Annotated in this window: 18 protein-coding genes; 11 read left to right on the top strand and 7 right to left on the bottom strand. The window is 69.4% G+C overall.

Annotated elements, in window-relative coordinates:
- Positions 1–53 precede the first annotated feature (53 nt).
- Both P0D62_RS12840 and P0D62_RS12835 read right to left on the bottom strand, forming a co-directional pair.
- Positions 54–470: a type II toxin-antitoxin system VapC family toxin gene (locus P0D62_RS12840; protein ID WP_275702943.1), complete on the bottom strand. Its 417-nt coding sequence runs from the start codon at positions 468–470 to the stop codon at positions 54–56.
- Positions 467–706: a FitA-like ribbon-helix-helix domain-containing protein gene (locus P0D62_RS12835; protein ID WP_275702942.1), complete on the bottom strand. Its 240-nt coding sequence runs from the start codon at positions 704–706 to the stop codon at positions 467–469. The genes P0D62_RS12840 and P0D62_RS12835 overlap by 4 nt, the downstream gene beginning before the upstream one ends.
- A 149-nt stretch (positions 707–855) precedes the next feature.
- Here P0D62_RS12835 and P0D62_RS12830 point away from each other — a divergent pair, with 149 nt between their 5' ends.
- Positions 856–1563 carry a hypothetical protein gene (locus tag P0D62_RS12830; protein ID WP_275702941.1) on the top strand — a complete coding sequence of 236 codons (708 nt, stop codon included), beginning with the start codon at positions 856–858 and terminating at the stop codon, positions 1561–1563.
- Positions 1564–1676: 113 nt separating this feature from the next.
- On the opposite strand, the gene P0D62_RS12825 is transcribed toward P0D62_RS12830, so the two are convergent.
- Genes P0D62_RS12825 through P0D62_RS12805 form a run of 5 tightly spaced genes read right to left on the bottom strand, consistent with a single transcriptional unit; the run spans position 1677 to position 8038 of the window.
- Positions 1677–3926, bottom strand: a complete 2250-nt coding sequence (locus P0D62_RS12825; protein WP_275702940.1) for an HlyD family efflux transporter periplasmic adaptor subunit — start codon at positions 3924–3926, stop codon at positions 1677–1679.
- Entirely contained in the window at positions 3923–4807 is an 885-nt protein-coding gene (locus tag P0D62_RS12820; RefSeq protein ID WP_275702939.1) for a DUF5666 domain-containing protein, read from the bottom strand. The genes P0D62_RS12825 and P0D62_RS12820 overlap by 4 nt, the downstream gene beginning before the upstream one ends.
- A 47-nt stretch (positions 4808–4854) precedes the next feature.
- Positions 4855–6078, bottom strand: a complete 1224-nt coding sequence (locus tag P0D62_RS12815; RefSeq protein WP_275702938.1) for an ABC transporter permease — start codon at positions 6076–6078, stop codon at positions 4855–4857.
- Positions 6075–6758 (bottom strand): ABC transporter ATP-binding protein, encoded by a 684-nt coding sequence (locus P0D62_RS12810; RefSeq protein WP_275702937.1) that lies wholly within the window; start codon positions 6756–6758, stop codon positions 6075–6077. Before P0D62_RS12810 ends, P0D62_RS12815 begins: the two co-directional genes overlap by 4 nt.
- The gene (locus tag P0D62_RS12805) at positions 6755–8038 is read right to left on the bottom strand and encodes an efflux RND transporter periplasmic adaptor subunit (RefSeq protein WP_275702936.1); all 1284 of its coding nucleotides are present in this window, start codon (positions 8036–8038) and stop codon (positions 6755–6757) included. Before P0D62_RS12805 ends, P0D62_RS12810 begins: the two co-directional genes overlap by 4 nt.
- Positions 8039–8334: 296 nt before the next feature.
- Between P0D62_RS12805 and P0D62_RS12800 the strand changes: the two genes are divergently transcribed.
- From P0D62_RS12800 to P0D62_RS12755, 10 genes are all read left to right on the top strand, one after another.
- Complete coding sequence (locus tag P0D62_RS12800; RefSeq protein ID WP_275702935.1) at positions 8335–9939, top strand: ABC-F family ATP-binding cassette domain-containing protein; 1605 nt, start codon at positions 8335–8337, stop codon at positions 9937–9939.
- A gap of 46 nt (positions 9940–9985) precedes the next feature.
- A complete protein-coding gene (locus P0D62_RS12795; RefSeq protein WP_275702934.1) occupies positions 9986–10501 on the top strand; it encodes a SigE family RNA polymerase sigma factor in 516 nt (171 codons plus the stop codon).
- Entirely contained in the window at positions 10498–11910 is a 1413-nt protein-coding gene (locus P0D62_RS12790) for a serpin family protein (RefSeq protein ID WP_275702933.1), read from the top strand. The genes P0D62_RS12795 and P0D62_RS12790 overlap by 4 nt, the downstream gene beginning before the upstream one ends.
- A gap of 110 nt (positions 11911–12020) precedes the next feature.
- Complete coding sequence (locus P0D62_RS12785) at positions 12021–14438, top strand: helix-turn-helix transcriptional regulator (protein WP_275702932.1); 2418 nt, start codon at positions 12021–12023, stop codon at positions 14436–14438.
- 26 nt (positions 14439–14464) lie between these two features.
- Entirely contained in the window at positions 14465–15859 is a 1395-nt protein-coding gene (locus P0D62_RS12780) for a threonine/serine exporter family protein (RefSeq protein ID WP_275702931.1), read from the top strand.
- 69 nt (positions 15860–15928) lie between these two features.
- Positions 15929–17422 carry a methylmalonyl-CoA carboxytransferase subunit 5S gene (locus P0D62_RS12775; RefSeq protein ID WP_275702930.1) on the top strand — a complete coding sequence of 498 codons (1494 nt, stop codon included), beginning with the start codon at positions 15929–15931 and terminating at the stop codon, positions 17420–17422.
- Positions 17423–17434: 12 nt separating this feature from the next.
- Positions 17435–18991 carry an acyl-CoA carboxylase subunit beta gene (locus tag P0D62_RS12770; RefSeq protein ID WP_275702929.1) on the top strand — a complete coding sequence of 519 codons (1557 nt, stop codon included), beginning with the start codon at positions 17435–17437 and terminating at the stop codon, positions 18989–18991.
- Between the two features lie 12 nt (positions 18992–19003).
- Positions 19004–19264 (top strand): hypothetical protein, encoded by a 261-nt coding sequence (locus P0D62_RS12765; protein WP_275702928.1) that lies wholly within the window; start codon positions 19004–19006, stop codon positions 19262–19264.
- A gap of 26 nt (positions 19265–19290) precedes the next feature.
- Positions 19291–19650 (top strand): biotin/lipoyl-containing protein, encoded by a 360-nt coding sequence (locus tag P0D62_RS12760; protein WP_275702927.1) that lies wholly within the window; start codon positions 19291–19293, stop codon positions 19648–19650.
- A 122-nt stretch (positions 19651–19772) separates the two neighbouring features.
- On the top strand, positions 19773–21152 hold the full coding sequence (locus P0D62_RS12755; RefSeq protein WP_275702926.1) for an AI-2E family transporter: 1380 nt from the start codon (positions 19773–19775) through the stop codon (positions 21150–21152).
- Positions 21153–21207: the final 55 nt, after the last annotated feature.

The following is a 21207-nucleotide window of genomic DNA, read 5'->3' as shown; positions in this document are numbered from 1 at the left end:
CTCCCGCACGTCGGCGAGGCCTCGTCGCTTCTCCGCCTACTACGGGGTCCGCTCTATCCCCAAGGGTTGATCAGGTCGATCCTCGTGTCCTTGAAATGAGAGACGTTTCGCGTGGCGAGGGCGTGTCCCGTCGAGAGGCAGACGGCGGCGATGAGAGCGTCCATGGTGTCGATGCCTCGGCCCGCCGCTCGGAGGCGCGCAGTGAGTCTTGCGAACTCGACGGTGGCAGGCTCGTCGAACGGGAGTATGCGGCCGTTGAACTGAGGCACCACCTCACCTTCGAATCGCTGCTCCAAGACGCTCTTGCGTTTGCCGTCGGGCAGGACGGCAATGCCGGTGCGGACCTCCGCGAGCGTGATCGTGGTAAGGAAGAGCGTGCGGATGTCCTGGGCGTCGAGCCATCCGAGAACCTGAGGAGCGGGCTCGGGCTTGAACGGCTCCGACAGGATGTTGGTGTCGAGGACGATCACGACAGATCGATCGGCTCGTAGGGCGCGGGGTCGCGTTCGAGGACGATCTCGACGGGGCCGGCTGCCCATGCGATGTCGGTGAGAAGTGAGCCGAGCCGTGTTCGCTCGGGTGGGCGCACGGCGTCGTCAAGAATGGCGCGCACTTCGGCTTCGGTGCTCACGCCGTGCTGGGCTGCGCGAGCCTTGAGTGCTCGATGAGTCTCCTCGGACAGCTTGCGGATGGTTATCGCAGGCATCGCCCACCTCCAGTGATAGCGAATCTATAGGAATGATATCAAATGGATGTGTTCTTGAGGCGGTCAAGGTTTGTGGCTGGTCGTTCGGACACGATCGGGTCCTGCTTGCGACAATGGGGCCTTGCGCAGCGTGGCGAGAGGAGGTGCCCATGGAAGCGACGGTGAGTGAGCAGGAGGTTGCTGCGTGGGTGGAGCAGCTTGTCGGCGAGGAGGATCGCGAGTCGCTTGCGCGCCTATTGTCCGAACCGGTGGGAACCCTGCCGGAGTGGGCATGGGCGTTGGCGCTCGACGCGGTTGAGGGCCGGGCGGATTGGGCGACGGTCGCCTGGGTGCGGTTCCGCAAAGGAGAGCGCTGGGACTTCGCCGCGGGCCATATGATCTACGACGACTTCGAGGCTCTTCAGGCGCTCTACGACGCGGCGGCCACCGATGAGGAGAGGTTTGCCGCGTTGGAGGAGTCCGGGTGGGCGGTCGATCTTGTGGAGAGCAACGACGCCGAGCAAGTCCTGGACTGGCTCCACACCAGGGAGTTCGAGAACAGGTCGTGGCGGGCGCGTTACCTCGGAAAGCTATTGGAACATGGGTATCCCGGCGCCGAGAGGATCCCGATCAGCGACGCCGACTTGCAGGAGTACGCGACCCAAATCTCCCCGCTTATCCGATCAGGCAACACGGAGTCAGCCCTCACCCGCAAGGCCGCGGACGAAGGCCTCTGCGGGGTGATCCTGACCGAACGCGCGCTATGGGACGGTCGCGACGACATCCGGTGGCGCCTGGCGGCCTTCCTCCCCGCCTCCGAGTGGCTTGCGCTGACCCGCTGGTTCGACGAGGCGCTCAGCGGTACCGACCGCGGTTAACGGCGTGGATGCGAGCACATAGCTGACTGGGCGTGTCGGAGCGTGCAATGCGTACGGCTCCGACACGCCCAGCCAGTTGTGTTTTCGCCAGTTGGCTTTCACAGCCGGGAGGATCAGCGCGGGGGGCCTCCCAATCCGCCGAAGCCGCCGCCGGTGATGGTGCTCATTCCCCGGCCGCGCATCGTTGAGGTTGTGGAGGTGGGGATCGCCTCGCTGGGGTCGGAGAGGACCAGCTGATCCCCGGCCTCCAGGCCCTCGGTGACCTCGACGTGGGTGGTGCCTCGGATGCCGACGTGTACCTCGCGTTCGGTGGACTTGCCGTCGACCGCGAGCCGCACGGTGCCGGTGTCTGTGCCGGTCAGGGTGACGGCCGAGACCGGAACGAGGATCGCGTCGTCGGCGCTCGCGACCGTGACGACGCTCGTCGCTGCGGTGCCCACCGCCAGACCCGCGCCGGGATCGGTGACGGCGACGGTCACGGTCCAGGTCGCGGAGGAGCCGGTAGAGGTGGGCAGGATCGCGATGTCGCTGACGGCACCCTCCGAGGCGTCGCCGGTGGAGGAGGTGATCGTCGCGGACTGGCCCACGGCCATGCTGGCGATGTCGGACTGGCCCACCTCGATCGGGATCGCGACGCCGCCGGTCGGGGTCACCGTCGCGACGTCGCTCGTGCCCGCCGACTCGCCCTCGACGAACGGCATCGCGGTGAGCACCCCGTCGACCGGAGCCACCAACGTGGCCCGCTCCAGATTGAGCGTCGCGGTGGTCAGATCGAGCTTGGCCTGGGCCAATGCCGCCTCCGCCTGCTCGACGGTGGCGGCGCTGCCCGAGCCGGCTCCCGCCGGTCCGGTGCCGGATGACGGCGTGCCTGAGGAGGCGGTGTCGGACGTGGTGGACGGAGACCGCCCAGAGGATGTCGAACCCGAGTTCGCGGATGCGTCAGGGGCATCCGACGCCCCGCCCGACGGCACTGAGCCGGAGCCGCCGGAGCCGCCAGGACTGTCGGTCGAGGCGCTGGGCGAGGTGGCCGCGCCCGAGGGGGTGCTAGGGGCGGTGGGGGTCGGCGAGGGAGATGCGTCGGCGTCCGGAGTGGACGAGGGCTGGGTGGCGTTGTCAGCCCAGGCCACGACGGCGTCGATCGCGTCGTCCAACGCGTCTTGTGCTGCGGACACCGCCGACTCGGCCGGGCCGAGCGCATCCAGCGCGGCGATGCACGCGCTCGCGGTGGTGGACGGGGACTTACTGGGCGCTACTTCTGGGGTCGAAGAAGGGGTCTCGCTGGGCGCTGGGTTGGGGTCGGCCGCCTCCTCGGAGGAGCTGGCGGCGTCCGCGACGGGGGCGGCATCAGGAGACGTGCTGGGATCGGTGGCGAGATCCTCGGTCGTCTGGTCGGTCGGCGTCTCGGACGCCTCGACGGTGGGCTGTTCAGTGGGCTCCGGGGTGACCTCGTCGGTGGTGTCCGCGATCGGGGCCGCAGGTGCGCCGGTCCGAGTGAGGACGGCGTTGTCCGCCGTCGCGTCGCCTGCGGTGTCTCCGGCTGGTGAGCTGTTCCCCGCGTCTTCGGTCGTCGTGTCGCTCTTCGTGTTTCCGGCCGAGGGGTCGTTCTGCGTGTCTCCTGCCTTGGCGTCGCCTTGGGTGTCTCCGGTCGCCGACTCGGCGCCCGTCGTCACGCAGGCGGTGACCGCCGCCGTCAGGGCGGTGGTCAGGTTGCTCCAGGCCGCCGCCTGCGCATCTCGCGCCTTGCTCAGCTGCTGCTTGGCGGCGTCGAGTTTCGCGTCGCCCTGGTCCGGATCTTCGGCAGGAGCGGACCCCGTGGGAGAAGCCGACGGGGTGGTCGCGGGCGTCGTGGGCTGGGCGCTGGGTGAGGCGGCAGAAGAGGGCGCGGTCTGGGAGGGCTGCGCGCTGGACGTGGAGGCGTCGCCGGACGTGGATGTCCCCGCGCCGCCGGCGGAGGCCGAGGTTCCGGAACCGGAAGTGGACGCGTCGTCGCCGGACGTCGAGTCGGCCTCCTCCAGGTCTTGTTCGGCCTCGGCCACCGCGAGTTCGGCTTCGGCCAGGGCGCGCTGAAGCTCGGTGTCGTCGATGGTGGCGAGCTCCTGGCCGACGGTGACCTCGTCTCCGAGCTCCGCGGAGACCGAGGTGACCGTCGCCGCGATGGGGAAGGAGGCGCTGCGCTCGCCGAGGGCTTCGACGGTGCCCGCGCCGGACAGCGTCTGGCTGATCTCCCCGGTCGTGACCTCGCCCAGCACCAGCTGGCTGGCTGACGACGGGCGGCTGGCCGCCCAGGAGCCGCCGGCGGCGAGGGCCAGCACCGCCAGGCCTGCGACCGCCGACCGGCGCAGTCGCCTGCTCCGTGTGCTCATCGCAAACCTCCGCCCATGCCGCCGAAGGAGCACTCGCCGTCGACGGGCTCGCTCAGGCGGACGGAGCTCGCGGTCACCGCGCCGGTGTCGTCGGTCTCGCCCTGAGCGGAGGCGCACAGACCCGTCGCCACGTCGGACGCGCTCGCTTCGGAGGTGGTGGCGATGGTGATGTCGGTGCTGATGGCGACGGTCGTTGTCAGCGGCGTGTCTTCGCCGGGGACGGTGCTCTCGACGGTGATCGTCTCGCCGTCGATGGCGGTCACGGCGCCGGAGAGGAAGGCGCCGCCGGTCATGCCGCCGCCAGGGCCGCCGGACGGCAGGTCGCTCGGAGCGCCACTGGGGAGGTCGGTCGGCATGTCGCTCGGCATCCCGCTGGGAGCGCCCTCGGGACGCTCACCGCCCTCTGGCATGCCCTGCGGCGGATTGCCCCCGCCTTGGCGCCCCATCCCGAAGGACTGGCACTCGCCGTCGACGGGCTCGGTGACGGTGAGCTGAGTCGCGGAGACGGTGCCGTCGTCGCTCGTCTCGCCCCTGCCGCTCACGCACGAGCCGACGGCGATGTCGTCGAGCGACCCCGCGGTCTGCTGGGTGAAGGCGGTGTCGTCGGTCCATGTGACGGCGGTCTGTCCGTCGTCGCCCTGCACCTGCATGGTCGAGTCCTGGACGTCGGCGATGAGCCCGAAGGTGCCCGGCATCCGGCCTCCCTCGCCGCCTCCACCGCGTGGTCCGCCGTTCGTCGGCGCCTCGGAGGACTGGCCGGCCGGCGCGCTCGCCTGGGTCGACGGGGCGGTCGCGTCCGTGGCGTCCGACGAGCAGCCGGTTGTCGCCAGCGCCGCCAGGGCTGCGACGGTGAGGCTCAGTTTCATGAGATTGATGTTCATTGGAGTCCTTTGCTGACGTGTATGGGAATGGGGCCGGTCCGCGCTGGTCATTCCCGGCGGAGGGCGTCGATCGGGGCCAACTTTGCGGCGCGGCCGGCCGGGTAGACGCCGGCGGCGAGGCCGACGCCGACCGCCACCGCCAGCGACCCGACCACGGCCCACCAGGCCAGCGTCACGGGCTGGTCGATGAGCGACGGCAGCAGCCAGGCGCCGAGGGCCGCGATGCCGAGGCCGACGAGGCCGCCGGTCAGGCCGAGCACGGCCGCCTCGGCGAGGAACTGGTTGCGGATGGCGCGCGGCCGGGCGCCCAGCGCCTTGCGCAGGCCGATCTCGCGCACCCGCTCGGAGACGCTGACCAGCATGATGTTCATCACGCCGATCCCGCCGACCAGCAGTGAGATCCCGGCGATGCCGCCGAGCAGCACGGTCATGGTGCGGTCGGTCGAGGTGACGGCCGAGACGATGGACTCCTGCGTGGTGATCTGGAAGTCGGCGTCGTCCTCGGCGGTCAGGCCGTGCCGGGTGGTGAGGGCCGCCGAGGCCTCCTGATAGGCGGACGACAGGTGGTCCTCGTCGGCGGCCGTGACGTAGATCGTCGACACCGTCGAGGCCGAGGTGCCTACCGTGAGCGTCGCCGTCGACCAGGGCATCAGCACCGTGTCGTCCTCGCTGCTGGTCTCCGACGCGGTGCCGCTGGAGGCCAGCACGCCGACGACGGTGAAGTCGGTGTTCGCGATGGTCACCGTCTGCCCGACGGCTCTGCCGCCGAACAGCTCCTCAGCCGTTTCGGAGCCGAGCACCACCACCCGGGCATTGCCGGTCACGTCGTCGTCGGTGAGGAAGCGCCCGAGGGAGACCTCCCGCGAGCGCACGTCCAGCCACGACGGGGTGGCCGCCACCACCTGCGAGGTCCAGGTGGTGGAGCCCGCCGCCAGCGACTGGCTGGTGGAAGCCACCGGGGCCACGCCGGCGATGCTCGGCGCCACCTCGGAGGAGGCCAGGGCCTCGGCGTCGGAGCGGGTCAGCGTGGTGGCGCTGCCGAAGCCGCCGCGCACGCCGTCGGTGGTGGCGCTGCCGGGGGAGATGATCAGCAGGTTGCTGCCCAGCGCGCTGATCTGGTCGCGCACCTGCTGCTGCGCGCCCAGCCCGAAGCCGACCGTGAGCGTCACCGACGCGATGCCGATCATGATGCCCAGCACGGTGAGCAGCGAGCGGGTGCGGTTCAGCCGCACCGCCTCCAGCGCGACGAGCAGCGTCTGTGTGCCCCTCATGCGCGCACCGCCTCGGAGATCAGGCCGTCCTGGACGTGCAGCACGCGGCTGGCGCGCTCCGCCACGTCGGACTCGTGGGTGATCAGCACGATGGTGCGCCCCGAGGCATGCAGCTCGTCCAGCAGGGCGAGGATGTCGAGGGTGGAGGCGGAGTCGAGGTTGCCGGTGGGCTCGTCGGCCAGCACCAAGGCGGGGTCGGTGGCGAGCGCCCGCGCGATGGCGACGCGCTGCTGCTGGCCGCCGGACAGCTCGCCCGGGCGGTGGTGGACGCGTTCCGCCAGCCCGACGCGCTGCAGCGCCTCCACGGCCCGCCGCTTGCGCTCGGCCGCGCCGACCCCGGCATACACCAGGGGCAGCTCGACGTTGCGCCACGCCGACAGCGCCGGCAGCAGGTTGAACTGCTGGAAGACGAAGCCGATGTAGCGATTGCGGATGTCGGCCAGCTCCTCCTCGCCGAGGCTCGCCACGTCGTTGCCGGCCAGCAGATAGCGGCCGGTGGTGAGCACGTCGAGGCAGCCGAGGATGTTGATCAGCGTCGACTTGCCGGAGCCCGACGGGCCCATGATCGCGACGTAGTCGCCCTCGTCGACGCTCATCGTGATGCCGCGCAGCGCCTGCACGTCGACGACGCCGGTGGAGTAGGTCTTGGTGACGTCGGTCAGCTTGAGGACGGCGTTCATCGGTTGGGCCCTCCGCCGCCGGGGAAGCCGCCGCCCATCCCGCCGCCTTGGCCGCCGCCAGGGAAGTCTCCTCCGGGGAACTCCCCGCCGCCGAGGAAGCCATCGGTGAACTGCTGCGCGCCGTCCTCGCCGGTGGCGCGCGGCATGGTCATGGTGACCACGATCTGGTCGCCCTCCGCCAAACCGTCGGTCACCACGACCGTGCTGTCCACGGTGTCGCCGAGGGTGACCTCGGTGGGGGTCTCGACGCCGTCGACCAGCTTGGTCGCGGTGCTGGTGCCGTCCTGATCGGTCGTGACGGCGTTCGCCGGCACGGCGATCACGTCGGTCAGCTGGGACACGACGATCGCCGCCTCCACGCTGGATCCGGCGAACAGGCCCTTCTGCGAGCCGGTGACGTCGATGGTCACGGGGAAGGTGGCGGTGCCAGAGGTCGACGACGTGGCCACCACCGCCACCGACGAGACCGTGCCGTAGACGGTGTCGTCGGCGCCGGCCACCGTGAGCTCGGCCTGAAGCCCCTTCTTGACGCGGGCCACGTCGGAGCTGGAGACGGACGCGCTGACCGTGTAGCGATCGGGGCTTATCAGCACCACGTCGGCGCTCGAGCCCGAGCTCGTGGATGCCGCGCCTATGGCGTTAGCGCCCTGGCCGCCCTGGGACGCACCGGAGCCCGAGGAACCGCCCGAGGTGGTGTCGCCCTCCGCGACGTTCACCTCGGCGACGAGCGCGTCGAACGGGGCGGTCATCGTCGCCGCATCGAGGGCCTCGTCGGCCGCGGTCAGCGCGTTCTCCTTCACCACCACCTGGGCTTTCGCCGCCGCGATCGCCGCGTCCGTCGCGTCGTCGTCCTCCTCCAGCTCGTCCAGAGCGTCCTCGGCGGCGTCGAGATCGGCCTTCGCCGACGTGACCGCCGCCTGCAAGGAGGCGTCGTCGATCGTCGCGATCACGTCGCCCTCTTCGACGGTGTCGCCGACGCTCACCTCCACCGCGGTGACAGTGCTGGACGCGTCGAAGCTGAGGTCGGCGCGCTGCGCGGGCTCAAGGGTGCCGGTCGCGGAGACGGTGCTCTTGAGGGTGGTGGGGGAGACAGTGATGGTCTGCGTCATCGCGGTGGGGGCGTCGTCGGTGGGCCGGCTGAGCAGGTACCAGGTGCCGGTGCCCGCCCCGGCAAGGACCACCGCGAGCAGCGCGACGGCGATCGTCTTGCCTTTGCGAGTGCGGGGGACCAGGCGCACCCGGCGCCGGCGTCTGCCGAGGGGATCGTCGCTCTGACTCATCGGTGGTGGGGCCTTCCTGCTCTCGGATGGGTACGCGATCATCCTGGGGAGCCGGCCTGTGCCGACGATGGGCGAAGCCTGTGCCCAGGCTGTGTGTGCAGATCGGCTGAGCGCGGGTTATAGTCGGTGAAGACCTGTACCCGACGTTGGGAAAGTTCCTTGTACTGATTCGTCGTCTTCCGCGTTATCCATCAACGCGCTGATCCGACGAATCCTCCTGCCCTTTTCGGCGCTTGCGGCCATGCCCGCGTCGTCCGGCATCAGCGCACCCCAAAACAATCTGTTCGGGAGTCGCCATGTCATCATTTCCCGCGGTCGTGCTCGACCGCCTCACCTTCACCTGGCCCGACGGTAGCGTTGCGCTCGATGCCGTCTCCGGGGCCTTCAGCGCCGGCCGCACGGGCCTCGTCGGGCGCAACGGATCCGGCAAGTCCACCCTGCTCCGGCTGATCGCCGGCGAGCTGACGCCCACCTCGGGCCAGCTCACCGTCACCGACGAGGTGGCCTACCTTCCGCAGCAGCTCACGCTGGCCACCGACCGCCGCGTGGCCGAGCTGCTCGGCATCGCCGAACCCCTCGACGCGGTGCGCGCCATCGAGGCGGGGGATCCGGATCCCGCCCACTTCGACGCGATCGGCGACGACTGGGACATCGAGGCTCGCGCCCAGGTGGCGCTGGCCGAGGCCGGCCTCGACCCCGACTTCCTCGACCGCACCGTCGGCGAGCTGTCCGGTGGCGAGGCGGTGCTGGTGGCCGTCGCCGGCATCCGGCTGCGCCGCGCGCCCATCACCCTGCTCGACGAGCCCACCAACAACCTCGACCGCGGCGCCCGCGCGCGCCTGGCCAGCATGGTGGCCTCGTGGAAGGGCACGCTGGTCGTGGTCAGCCACGACACCGCGCTGCTCGAGCTGATGGATAGCACCGCTGAGCTCTACGGCAGCGAGCTGAGCGTCTTCGGCGGGCCGTACTCCGAGTGGCGGGCCTGGCTGGAGACGGAGCAAGAGGCCGCCCGTCAGGCCGAACGCGACGCCACTCAAGCGCTGCGCAGGGAGAAGAGACAACGGATCGAGGCCGAGACCAAGCTCGCCCACCGGGTCCGCGTCGCGAAGAAGGCCTACGAAGAGAAGCGGGTGCCGAGGGCCGTCGCGAAGCTGAGGGCCAGATCCGCCCAGGTCTCGGCCGGCAAGCTGCGCGGCGAGGTGCAGGCCAAGGAGAGTGAGGCCCGCCAAGCCCTCGATGAGGCCGGGCGTGCGGTGCGGGGCGACGACCGCATGTCGATCCAGCTGCCCGATCCGCAGGTCTCGGCGTCGCGCCGGATCGCCACCTTCGGCGACGGCCGGCGCCAGTGGATCGTGCAGGGCCCGGAGCGCGTCGCCCTGATCGGAAACAACGGGACGGGCAAGACCTCCCTCCTGCGCCGACTGCTTGGCGACGATAGCCCCTGGCTGCCACCGGAGCTGACGGCCGAGGCCCACACGGATCGCATCCGCTATCTGGCCCAGCGCGTCGACGGCCTAGACGATCGCGCCACCGTCATCCAGAACCTGGCCGCCGTCGCGCCCCAGATTCCGGAGAAGCAGCTGCGCAATCAGCTGGCCCGGTTCCTGATCCGAGGCTCGGCCATGGACCGGCCCGTCGCCTCGCTTTCGGGCGGCGAGCGGTTCCGGCTGGCGCTGGCCACGCTGCTGCTCGCCGATCCGCCGCCGCAGCTGATCGTGCTGGACGAGCCGACGAACAACCTCGACCTCGACACGGTCGACCAACTCGTCGACGCCCTTCGCGCCTATCGTGGGGCGGTGCTGCTGGTCAGCCACGACGACGCCTTCCTCCGTCGCATCGAGCCCGACCTCGTGCTCGAGATCCTGCCTGACCGCACCCTGGAAGAAGTGCACCTGGAATAGCGAGGCAACCCATCCCTGCCGCGGCGGCGTCGTTAGGGTTGGGAGTATGCCTGGAGAAGAGGGAGGTGCCGTGTCCGGGATCGAGACGTTCCTTGCCGAACGCGGCAGCGACCTCCTCCGTGCCGCGTGGGTGCTCACCGGCGACTCGCATCACGCCGAGGACTTGGTCCAGACGGCGCTCGCGAAGTCGCTCGGTGCGTACCCGCGCCTCGCCAACGATTACAAGTTCGAGGCCTACCTGCGCACCACCATGTACCGCACCTATGTGTCGTGGTGGCGGAGGCGCAGCTGGCGTTCGGAGTTTCCCACCGAGCATCTTCCGGAGTCCGTCGCCGACGGCGATGCGACGGCCGAGTTGCGGCTCGACGTCGTGCGGGCTCTGGAGGGGCTGCCGCGCATGCAGCGCGCGGTGGTGACGCTGCGGTACTTGGAGGATCGTTCGGTGGCGGAGGTGGCCGAGACGCTGGGGATCAGCGACGGCGCGGTCAAGAAGTACGCCCATCTGGGTTGCGCAGCCCTGCGCGAATCGGCCCAGCTCACGCGTAAGGAGGCCACGTCATGAGCGAAGACAATCAGGTGCGCGAGGCACTGCAGAGCGTCGCGCCGCATCCGGAGGTGCCCGCAGATCTGCTGTCCGGGGCGAAGCGACGCCGTGCCCGGAATCACCGACGGGCGCTCGCGGGCACGGGAGTCGCGGCGGTGGTTCTGTTCGCCGGCGTGATGCTGCCCCGGTTGCCCATCGGAGGTGTGGGCAGCGCCACCGACAGCGTGGTACCCGCCAGCGCGCAAGAGGAGCGTGCGACCGACCCGGAGGGCGGGGCCGATGTCGGGGTTCTGGGGGATGAGGATGGCATGGCGTCCCAGGCCGTCAACGACAAGGCGTACCGGGTGACGGAAGGCGTCGACGTCGCCGTCGAGGCGAGCGAGCGGCTGGGCTGGGAGGCCATCGTCAACTCTGACGGCGTGAACCGGGTGGTCTCGCCGAGCTCCATCGCGCTGTCCTTGGCGGTGGCAGGAGAGGGGGCAGAAGGGATCTCTGCGGAGAGTGTCGACCGGGCGCTCGGCCTTGACCGTGAGGTGCGGCTGGAGGCATTCGACGCCCTGCGGACCTCCCTGAATGGATACGACACGCCGCCGTGGGCTCTCGATCTGGACATCCCGCCGGAGACGCCGGCGGTGCACCAGGCCAACAGGGTGGTCACCGTGGATACGACGGCCGAGCAGCCCTTCCTCGATCGATTGGCACCGTTCCATGTCCTGGTGGAGGAGATCGCCTTCGCGCACGCCCAGGCGGACCTGGATAACTGGGTGGTCGAGCACACCGGCGGCCTGATCGACAGGTCAGGCGTAGTGGTGACGCCGAACACCGAGGTCGTGCTCCAAGACGCCCTGTTCTTCGCCGCCGCCTGGCGAGTGCCGTTCTTCGAAGAGGCGGTCCTGCCGTTCGAAGGGCCTGACGGGCCGATCGATGTGGACATGCTGCTCGGTCAGCCCCATGCCCGATACGCGAGCGGAAGGCGATGGGAGGCCGTGCGCCTCGACTATGACGACGCCCTCGCAGCCGACGTGATCCTGCCCGCTCCGGGCGTCGCTCCGTCGGAACTGACGGTGGAAGAGCTGGACGAGGCCGGACGGGCTCTGGACCTCGCAGAGCGTGAATCGATCCCGGTGACCATGCCGGCCCTGGATATCGAGGCCAAGACCGATCTGACACGGGCGCTGCCCGATGTCGAACTGAGCAATCTGAACGGCATCGTCCCCGGCGGCCAGGCCCAGGAATGGGCGCAACAGGCGAGGCTCCGGGTGACGTTGGAGGGCACCGTCGGGGCGGCTGTGACGGAGATGGCGGTTGCGACGTCTGAGCCGCTGCACGAGCTGATCGTCGACCGCCCTTACGTTTTCCGCGTGCTCGACACCCGCACCGGCTGGCCGCTGTTCCTGGCTGCGATCGGCGATCCCTCGGCCGGCTGAGATCGTTTTCTCACGCTGAGCGAGCGCGCGATGTACCCTGTCCGCGAGGCCAGCGATGAACGCGCCCGCCGGGGGGAGGCGTTGGCTCTCGGCAGGAGGGGTTCCCTGAGGTGATTCGTCATCGGTTGATCGCGTCGCTCGACTCGCCCTTGCCGCTCGTCGTGATCGAGGCGATTCCCGGGGCAGGGAAGAGGACACTCCTCAAGGACTGGGCGCAGCAGCCGTGCGACGAGCACCGGGTGCTCCTGTCGTTGAACTCGCCGGTGACGGGGCCGCAGCTCACCCGGATGATCTGGTCGGCGCTGCGGACTCAGACCTATCTCAAGGCGCCTCCGCTGCCGTCCTCCTATGACCAGCTCCAGGAGCTCATCGATCAGCATCGGCACTCGCACCATCGCCCCGTCGTGATCGCGATCACCGACATCGATCACCTCGACCAGGACACCGCCGACCACCTCCTTGACATCCTCGACTCCACGTCCAACCTTCGCCTGATCGTCTCGGGCTTCGACGCGGAGGTCTTCCTGAAGGGGGCCAGAGAGCGGGGCATCGCCTTCGCCCAGCTCGACGATCAGGCGCTCCGGATGACGGTGGTCGAGGTCGAGGAGCTCATGCAGCAGGCCGGGCTCAGCCCCAGCCCTCAGGCGGTGCGAACGCTGCACGAGATCACGCAGGGCCACCCCGGCATGCTGGCCGCGGTGCTCGCCGACCATCCCGTCGACAGCCAGCTGGGCACCGTCACGCAGGACGAGGCGCTGAGGCTTTTCCTCGCGCAGCTGCGGCCCGAGCGGTGGCCGGTGAGGATCGCCGGGGCCGTCCTGACGCTGGCCCACGTGCCGCGGTTCGCCGTCGGTACGGCGGCCTCGATCCTGGACGACGACGCCGTCGCGCCCCTTCTGCACCGCCTGCAGGTGATCGGGTTGGGGCGGATGACCTTCAGCGAGGAGGTCCAGCAGCGGATCTTCGAATGGAACGAGGCCGCGCGGCAGGCCATCCTGCAGTTCGCGGCGGAGTTCGCGTCGCCGGGCCCGGGTCTCGCGGATCGGGTGCTCGAAGGCGCGCGGGAGGTGGGAGACCGTGCCCTCGAGGTCGCGACGCTGGTGGACGCGGGGCGTCTCGCGGAGGCGGAGACGGTCTGTTCGCAGTGGCTGTGGGACGTGCTGCCCGACGGTTACCTCCAGCTCTGGCAGCGGCTTTACTCCGAAAGCTACGCGGCCTTGGCCCCGCACCCAGGGCTGCTCTGCATCAGGCAGCGCATCGCGAGTCTCGGCGGCGCCGCGACCATGCCGTCGCGGGTCTTCACGGTGGTATGCCAGCTGCTGGCGGAGATGCCGCGCGCGCCCTGGGATCAGATCGCGGTGCTGGCGCGCGTGGCCGATCTGTGCCGCGCGGGCGAGCCCGCCGGCATGGCGCAGGAAGCTGTCGACCGTGCCAAGAGCGTGGTGATGGACCTGCTGGAGGACGACGATCCGGACAGCGTCGTCACCGGCGTCGTGTCGGACTTCCTGGTTCTCGCCCAGGTGAGCCTGCAGCTCGGCGACGTCACCACGGCCGCCTGGTTCTCCCGACGCGCGCTGCGCCTCCTCACCGAGGATCCCTCGCGGCTCGACCCGCACGGTGATCGGACGTCGTTCGCGACGCGCGTCCTGGTGCTTTCCCACCGCGAACGAGGGCTCGAGGATCCGCCCGACGCCGACATCTACCTGTCCGGCAGCCGGCACTTCCGGCGCCACGCCAACATCGTCAGCTCGCACCTGGCGGAGGCATGGGCGGCCCTCGACGGCGGTGAGCCCGATGTCGCCGACGTGTTCTACCGGGCGGTGGAGGAGCGGCTCGGCGATCTTCGGCCGTGGCCCGGCGTCCAGTTCGCCCGTGCGGCGATGCTCGTCGTGCGGCAGGATCCGGACGCTCTCCGAGAGCTCTTGGCGGGTCACGAGCACGACGCGTCGGCCGATCCGGCGGCGCCGGTGGTGCTGCGGCTGTCGCAGGCGACGGTGTCCGCGACTCTGCGCCAAGGGGGATATGCGGGCAAGGTCGCGATACCGGCCGTGTGGGCGGACGCAGCGCGTTCGCTGGAGGACTCGCCCCGGATGTTCCATGCGCAGCATCTCCATGAGGCTTTGGTCGCGGTGCGCGCCGGCCGGGAGACCGAGGCGCGGATCAACCTGGAACGAGCGATCAAGGTGCTGCCGCGACGGGGCCTCGCGCCGAAGACCTTGGCGTCGGCGTCGCCCGACGAGATCCTCCGGCTCCGAGCGCTGATCGAGGACCATCCGGATGCGTCGCTGCTCCGGCTCGACATGGCGCTGTCGTTCGCGGCGCATCCCGTCGCGGATCCCGTGGTGTTGTCCGCGCGCGAGAAGGAGGTGCTGGGCTATCTCCGTCGAGGGCTGTCGAACAAGGATGTCGCCGAGCAGATGTTCGTCTCGGTGAACACCGTGAAGTTCCACCGAGCCAACCTGATGCGCAAACTCGAGGCCAGAACCCGCGACGAGGCGATCGAGACCGCCGCCCGCTACGGCCTCTGACGCGCGCGTCGCGGCAGAATGGTGTGATGGCCAGACAGCGACGGCGGAGGCGCGGGCTCTCGCGCGCCTTCTACAGCGACCCGACCCGGGTCGAGGACACCCTGGAGCAGCCCGCGATCCACGAGGCCGGGGTGGCGCGCATCCTGGAGCTGACCATGCGGATCGGCGAGCAGCTACTGGCCGTCGGAGCCTCCGCTCGGGAGGCCACCGTCGCGATGCGGGACGTCGCCCAGGCCTACGACCTGCACGGCCTGCAGGCCGACGTCACGTTCAACTCGGTCACCGTCTCCTACCACCGGCCGGGCGAGCGGCCGATGACGATGATGCGAGTCGTGCACAACATGGAGCCCGACCACTCCAAGTTCCAGCGGATCCAGCTCCTGCTGGCTCGCATCGACAACGGCATGGGGCTCGCCGAGGCGCTCGAGGGCATCCGGGGCATCCGGCGCACCCCGTTCCGGTATCGCAGTCTGATCGTCGCGATCGCACGGGCTGTGGTGGCCGTCGGTGTCGGCATCATGTACGACGGATCCCCGGTGATCCTCGCGCTCACCTTCGTCGCCGCCTTGGCAGCTGCGCTGACCCAGGCCGGACTCACCACCATCAAGGTGCCGCCGTTCTTCCGGCAGGTCGCGGGAGCGTTCGTGATCACCTCGGTGGCGGTGGGGGTCTCCGCTCTCGGCGAGGCGGGCGTCGAACCTTTCACCGACGTGCGGCCGGCCATCATCGTGTCCTCGGGCATCGTGGTGATGCTCGCCGGCCTGGCCTTGGTCGGCGCGGTGAAGGATGCCATCGACGGGTTCTCGATCACGGCGGGCGGCCGCATCCTCGAGCTGATCCTGCAGACCGTGGGCGTGGTGCTCGGCATCTACGTCGGCTTGGAACTGGGCCGGCTGCTGGGCTACGGCATCCCGCTTCCGGAGGAGGCGCTGCCGAGGGGCTCGCTGTTGCACGTGCTGGCCGGCGCCTTCGTGCTGGCGCTCGCGGTGGCGATCTCCAACGGCGGCGATGCCCGGTTGGTCCTGATCAGCGGCGTGCTGAGCGTCTCCGCGGCGGGCGGGTACAGTGTCGCGGAGTCCTTCGGGTTCAGCGTGGTGGCCGCCAGCGCGATCGGCGCGATCGTCGGGGCCTTCCTCGGCACGATGATCTCCCGGGCGTCATTCGTGCCGTCGGTCGCGGTGACGACCGCGGCGATCATTCCCCTGGTGCCCGGTGCGATGGTGTTCCGCGGGCTGCTGCAGATCGCCACCTCCGACAAGCTCGAGGGCACCCTGGCGGGCATGGATCTGCTGGCGCACGCCGCGATGATCGCGGTGGCTCTCGCCGTCGGCGCCGCCCTGGGCAACGGGGTCGGGCTGCGGGGTCGGCGAGCCCGATCGATCGCCGCCGAACCGCCGTCCTTCGTCGGCCCCACGCGCTAGTCATCCCTTCATCCGGCCTTAATCCGGGGTGGGTCCAAAGGGCCGAAAGCCGCATGATTGTATAGACCTATGACAGCGCGAAAGATCGGCGTCACCGAGGTAGCTCTCCGGGACGCGCATCAGAGTTTGATGGCAACCCGCATGGCCATGGAAGACATGGTCGATGCGTGCGAGGACATCGACAAGGCCGGATACTGGTCGGTCGAGTGTTGGGGCGGAGCGACGTTCGACTCGTGCATCCGCTTCCTGAATGAAGATCCGTGGCAGCGGCTGCGCACCTTCCGTGAACTGATGCCCAACTCCCGCCTGCAGATGCTGCTGCGCGGCCAGAACCTGCTCGGCTACCGCCACTACGAGGACATGGTGGTGGAGAAGTTCGTCGAGAAGTCGGCCGAGAACGGCATGGACGTCTACCGCGTCTTCGACGCCTTGAACGACCCGCGCAACATGGCCCGGGCCATGGCCGCGGTCAAGGCCGTCGGCAAGCACGCCCAGGGCACCATCTGCTACACGGTCTCCCCGGTGCACACCGTCGAGGGATACATCGCGCTGGCCGGTCAGCTGCTCGACATGGGTGCCGAGTCCATCGCGCTGAAGGACATGGCCGCCCTGCTGCAGCCGCAGCCCGCCTACGACATCGTCAAGGGCATCAAGGACACCTACGGCGACATCCAGATCAACGTGCACTGCCACTCCACCACCGGCGTCACCCTGGTCTCGCTGATGAAGGCCATCGAGGCCGGCGCCGACGTCGTCGACACCGCGATCTCCTCGATGTCGCTCGGCCCGGGCCACAACCCCACCGAGTCGCTCGTCGCGATGCTCGAGGGCACCGAGTACACCACCGATCTGGACATGGAGCGCCTGCTGCGCATCCGCGACCACTTCGCGAAGGTGCGCCCGAAGTACGCCGAGTTCGAGTCGGCCACCCTGGTCGACACCGACATCTTCTCTTCGCAGATCCCCGGCGGCATGCTCTCCAACATGGAGTCCCAGCTGAAGGCCCAGGGCGCGGGCGACCGCATCCGCGAAGTGATGGAAGAGGTTCCGCGGGTCAAGGCCGACGCCGGCCACCCGCCGCTGGTGACCCCGTCGTCGCAGATCGTCGGCACCCAGGCCGTGTTCAACGTGCTGATGGGCCGCTACAAGGTGATGACCGGCGAGTTCGCCGACCTGATGCTCGGCTACTACGGCGAATGCCTGGGTGAGCGCAACGAAGAGGTCGTCGCGATGGCGCAGGCGCAGGCCAAGAAGGAGCCCATCACGGTGCGTCCGGCCGACCTGCTGAAGCCCGAATGGGACGAGCTGGTCGAGCAGGCCTCCGCGCTGGACGGCTTCGACGGCTCCGAGGAGGACGTGCTCACCAACGCCATGTTCCCCGGCGTCGCGCCCAAGTTCCTGGCCGCTCGCGCCGAGGGCCCGAAGAGCGTCGGCAAGACGCCCGAGCAGCTGGCCGCCGCCAAGGCTGCCGCCGCCGGCCCCGCAACGGGCATCACCGCCCCCGTCAAGTACAACGTCACCCTCGCCGGGCGCTCGCACAGCGTCGTCGTCGAGCCGGCCTAAGGAGCAACCCAGATGGCAAAGCAACACACCATGGCCGAGCGCCTGGAACAACTCGCCAAGGCGAGGGCACACGTCGAGGCCGGTGGCGGCGAGGACAAGCTGCAGAAGCAGCGCGACAAGGGGAAGATGACCGCTCGTGAGCGGATCGCCGCCCTGATCGACGAGGGCTCCTTCCAGGAGACCGGCGCCTTCCGTCGCAACCGCACCACCACCTTCGGGATGGACAAGGCCGATATGCCGGCCGACGGCGTGATCACCGGCTCCGCGTCGGTGTTCGGTCGCCCCGTGCACATCGCCAGCCAGGACTTCACCGTCATGGGCGGCTCGGCCGGTGAGGCGCACTCGATCAAGGTGGCCGAGGCGCTCAAGGCATCGCTGATGACCGGCACCCCGTTCGTCTTCATCAACGACTCGGGCGGCGCCCGCGTCCAGGAGGGCATCGACTCGCTGTCCGGCTACGGCAAGGTGTTCTACGCCAACGTGCTGCTGTCGGGCGCGGTGCCGCAGATCTCGATCATCTCCGGCCCCTGCGCCGGCGGCGCGGCCTACTCCCCGGCGCTGACCGACTTCATCATCCAGACCCGCAAAGCCCACATGTTCATCACGGGCCCGGGCGTGATCAAGCAGGTCACCGGCGAAGAGGTCACCCAGGACGACCTGGGCGGCGCGGACGCGCACATGGGCCGCTCCGGCGTCGTGCACTTCGTGGCCGACGACGACGAGCAGGCCATCCTGATCGCCCAGAAGCTGCTCAGCTTCCTGCCGCAGAACAACACCGAGGACGCCCCGGTCGTTGATCCCGACGACGTGGTGGAGCCCAACGAGCGGCTGCGCGACATCATCCCCGTCGAGGGCAACAAGGGCTACGACATCCGCGACATCATCGCGGAGATCGTCGACCACCGCGACTTCCTCGAGGTGCAGGCCGGCTGGGCACGCAACATCGTGGTCGGCTTCGGTCGCGTCGTGGGCCGCACGGTTGGCATCATCGCCAACCAGCCGAGCGTCATGTCGGGTGTGCTGGACATCGACTCCTCCGACAAGGCCAGCAAGTTCGTGCGCTTCTGCAACGCCTTCAACATCCCGGTGGTGAACCTCGTCGACGTGCCCGGCTTCCTGCCCGGCGTCGCCCAGGAGCACAACGGCATCATCCGCCACGGCGCCAAGATGCTCTACGCCTACTCCGCGGCCACCGTCCCGAAGATCACCGTCGTGCTGCGCAAGGCCTACGGTGGCGCCTACCTGGCGATGTGCTCGAAGGATCTGGGTGCCGACAAGGTGTTCGCCTGGCCCACCGCCGAGATCGCGGTGATGGGCGCCGAGGGCGCGGCGGGCGTCGTGTTCCGTCGTGAGATCGCGGCCGCCGAGGACCAGAACGCCCGTCGGGCGGAGCTGGTCGAGGAGTACCGCGAGACCTTCTCCACCCCGTACATGGCCGCCAGCCGTGGCCTGGTCGACGACATCATCGACCCGGCCGACACCCGCCGCGAGATCGCCATGGCGCTCGAGCTGCTGGTCGGCAAGCGCGAAGTGCGCCCCGCCAAGAAGCACGGCCTCGGCCCGGCCTGATCGGACACGTCAATGAGTGAAGTGAACATGGCCGAGCTGGAGGAAAAGCTCGTCGCCTTGACCGAGAGGATCGCCACGCTGGAAGCCCGGCTGGCCACCCTCGAGGCCAAGCAGCAGGTGCCCGAGGAAGATCTGGTGCTGATCGGAGCCGCCGTCGCGGCGTACTTCGGTCACAAGGCCAAGATCCGCGCTGTGCGCTTCGGCTCGCAGACCCGCTGGGCCGCCGCCGCCCGTACCCGAGTGCAGGACCGCAGCGTCCCGCACGTCCGCTAACCGTCTGACAAGGAGTTCAAAACCTTATGAAGCTCAAGGTGACCGTCAATCAGACGGAATACGAGATCGACGTCGAGGTCGAGGAGCAGGAGCGTCAAAGCCTCGGCCCCATCGTGATCGGCGTCAACGCAGGATCCAACCAGATCCCGACCAAGGCCTCGGTGTCGGCCGTCAGCTCCAATGCTGTCGTCGCCCCGCTGGCCGGCTCCGTCGCCCGGATCCTCGTCGAGGAGGGCCAGGAGATCGAGGCCGGGCAGGTGCTGCTCGTGCTCGAGGCCATGAAGATGGAGACCGAGATCACCGCGCCCGCCGCAGGTACCGTCTCGGCCATCCTGGTCAAGCCCGGCGACGCCGTCCAGGGCGGTCAGGCTCTGATCGAGCTCTGATCCACCACATCCACGCAGCCCGCGCCGGACGCCTCCGTGAGGAGGTCTCCGGCGCGGGCTGTATCGTGAAGCGGTAGGCGGGACGGCAATCCGTCCCCGATTCATCGCGTACTGGGAGAATCATGAGCCAAGACGACACCGCGCCGAGCGGCGACATCTCCAAACCCGAGGCTGCTGAGACGACGGCCACCGCCGCTGCGACGGCCACGCAGGAGGTTCCGCTTCGGGATCCCGCGGTGGATCCGGACGTACTGGATGCCCTCCCGATGCCGGATCCGGACCACCCCGTCGACAAGTCCGACGTGATCGGTGAGGCCGGCCGGTGGCTGGCCGGCTGGGCGGGTCGTTTCCTGCTCATCGCCGCGGCGGCCTATGTCATGGGCCTTGGCCTGTCCAAGGTGACCGGCGCGGTCATTCCGCTGCTCATGGGCCTGATCATCGCCTCGGTCCTGTGGCCCTTGGTGGCGTGGCTGAAGAAGGTCGGAGTGCCGTTCGCCGGCGGCGCGCTGATCTCGCTGCTGGCCGGCCTTGGCATCATCGTCGGGCTGTTCTCGCTCATCGCCCCGGCGGTGGCGAACCAATGGGACGAGCTGAGCGCCTCGGCCGTCGAGGGCATCGACCAGGTGCAGGGATGGCTCGATCAGCTGCCCTGGGACATCAGAGACGACCAGATCCAGGCCTGGATCGGCGAGGCGACGAGCTGGCTGCAGGGCAAGGCGGGCGACATCGCCCAGACGCTGCTCAGCTTCGGCGGCAGCATCGGCAGCCTGGTCGCCACCACGTTGATCACGCTGATGGTCACCTTCTTCATGCTGAAGGACGGCAGCCGGTTCGTGCCGTGGACCAAGGCGATCGTCGGTCGCCGCGTCGGCTTCCACGTCGCCGAGCTCTTCGCGCGGATCTGGAACACCATCTCCGGCTACATCCGCACCCAGGCGGTGGTGAGTCTGGTCGATGCCATCGGCATCGGCATCGGCATCGCGCTGCTGGGCGTGCCGCTGGCCTTCCCGCTGGCGGTGCTGACCTTCATGGGCGGCTTCATCCCCATCGTCGGCGCGCTGACAGTGGGCACGCTGGCCGTTTTGGTCGCGCTGGTGTCCAAGGGATTCTGGGTGGCGCTCGCCGTGCTGGGCGTGGTGCTGCTGGTGCAGCAGATCGAGGGCAACGTGCTGCAGCCCTTCCTGCAATCCCGGGTGATGCAGCTGCATCCGGTGATCGTCCTGCTCGCGGTGATCCTCGGCGCCGCCTGGTCCGGCATCCTCGGCGCCTTCCTCGCGGTGCCGGTGGCGGCGACCATCGCCGTCGTCTTCCGCTATCTCGGCGACCTGGCCAACCTGCGGGTGGGCGAGGTGAAGGCCGACGAGATCCAGTGGGCCACCGACGACGGCCGCGTCGTCGGGGGCGAGGCGCAGAAGAGCGCAGCCTGGTTCCAGGCGCTCATCCGTCGTCGCGAGGGCGACGCCGAGCGGTGGAATCGGCTCAACCCGTTCAGGCGAGGATAGCCCGCGCACGAGGCGGCCGACAACGCGCTTTTCTCCAACCTCTCGGGGACGCCCG

It is taken from the genome of Tessaracoccus caeni (assembly GCF_029211185.1).
Lineage (GTDB): Bacteria > Actinomycetota > Actinomycetes > Propionibacteriales > Propionibacteriaceae > Arachnia > Arachnia caeni.
This window is presented reverse-complemented; position numbering and strand designations above follow the sequence as displayed.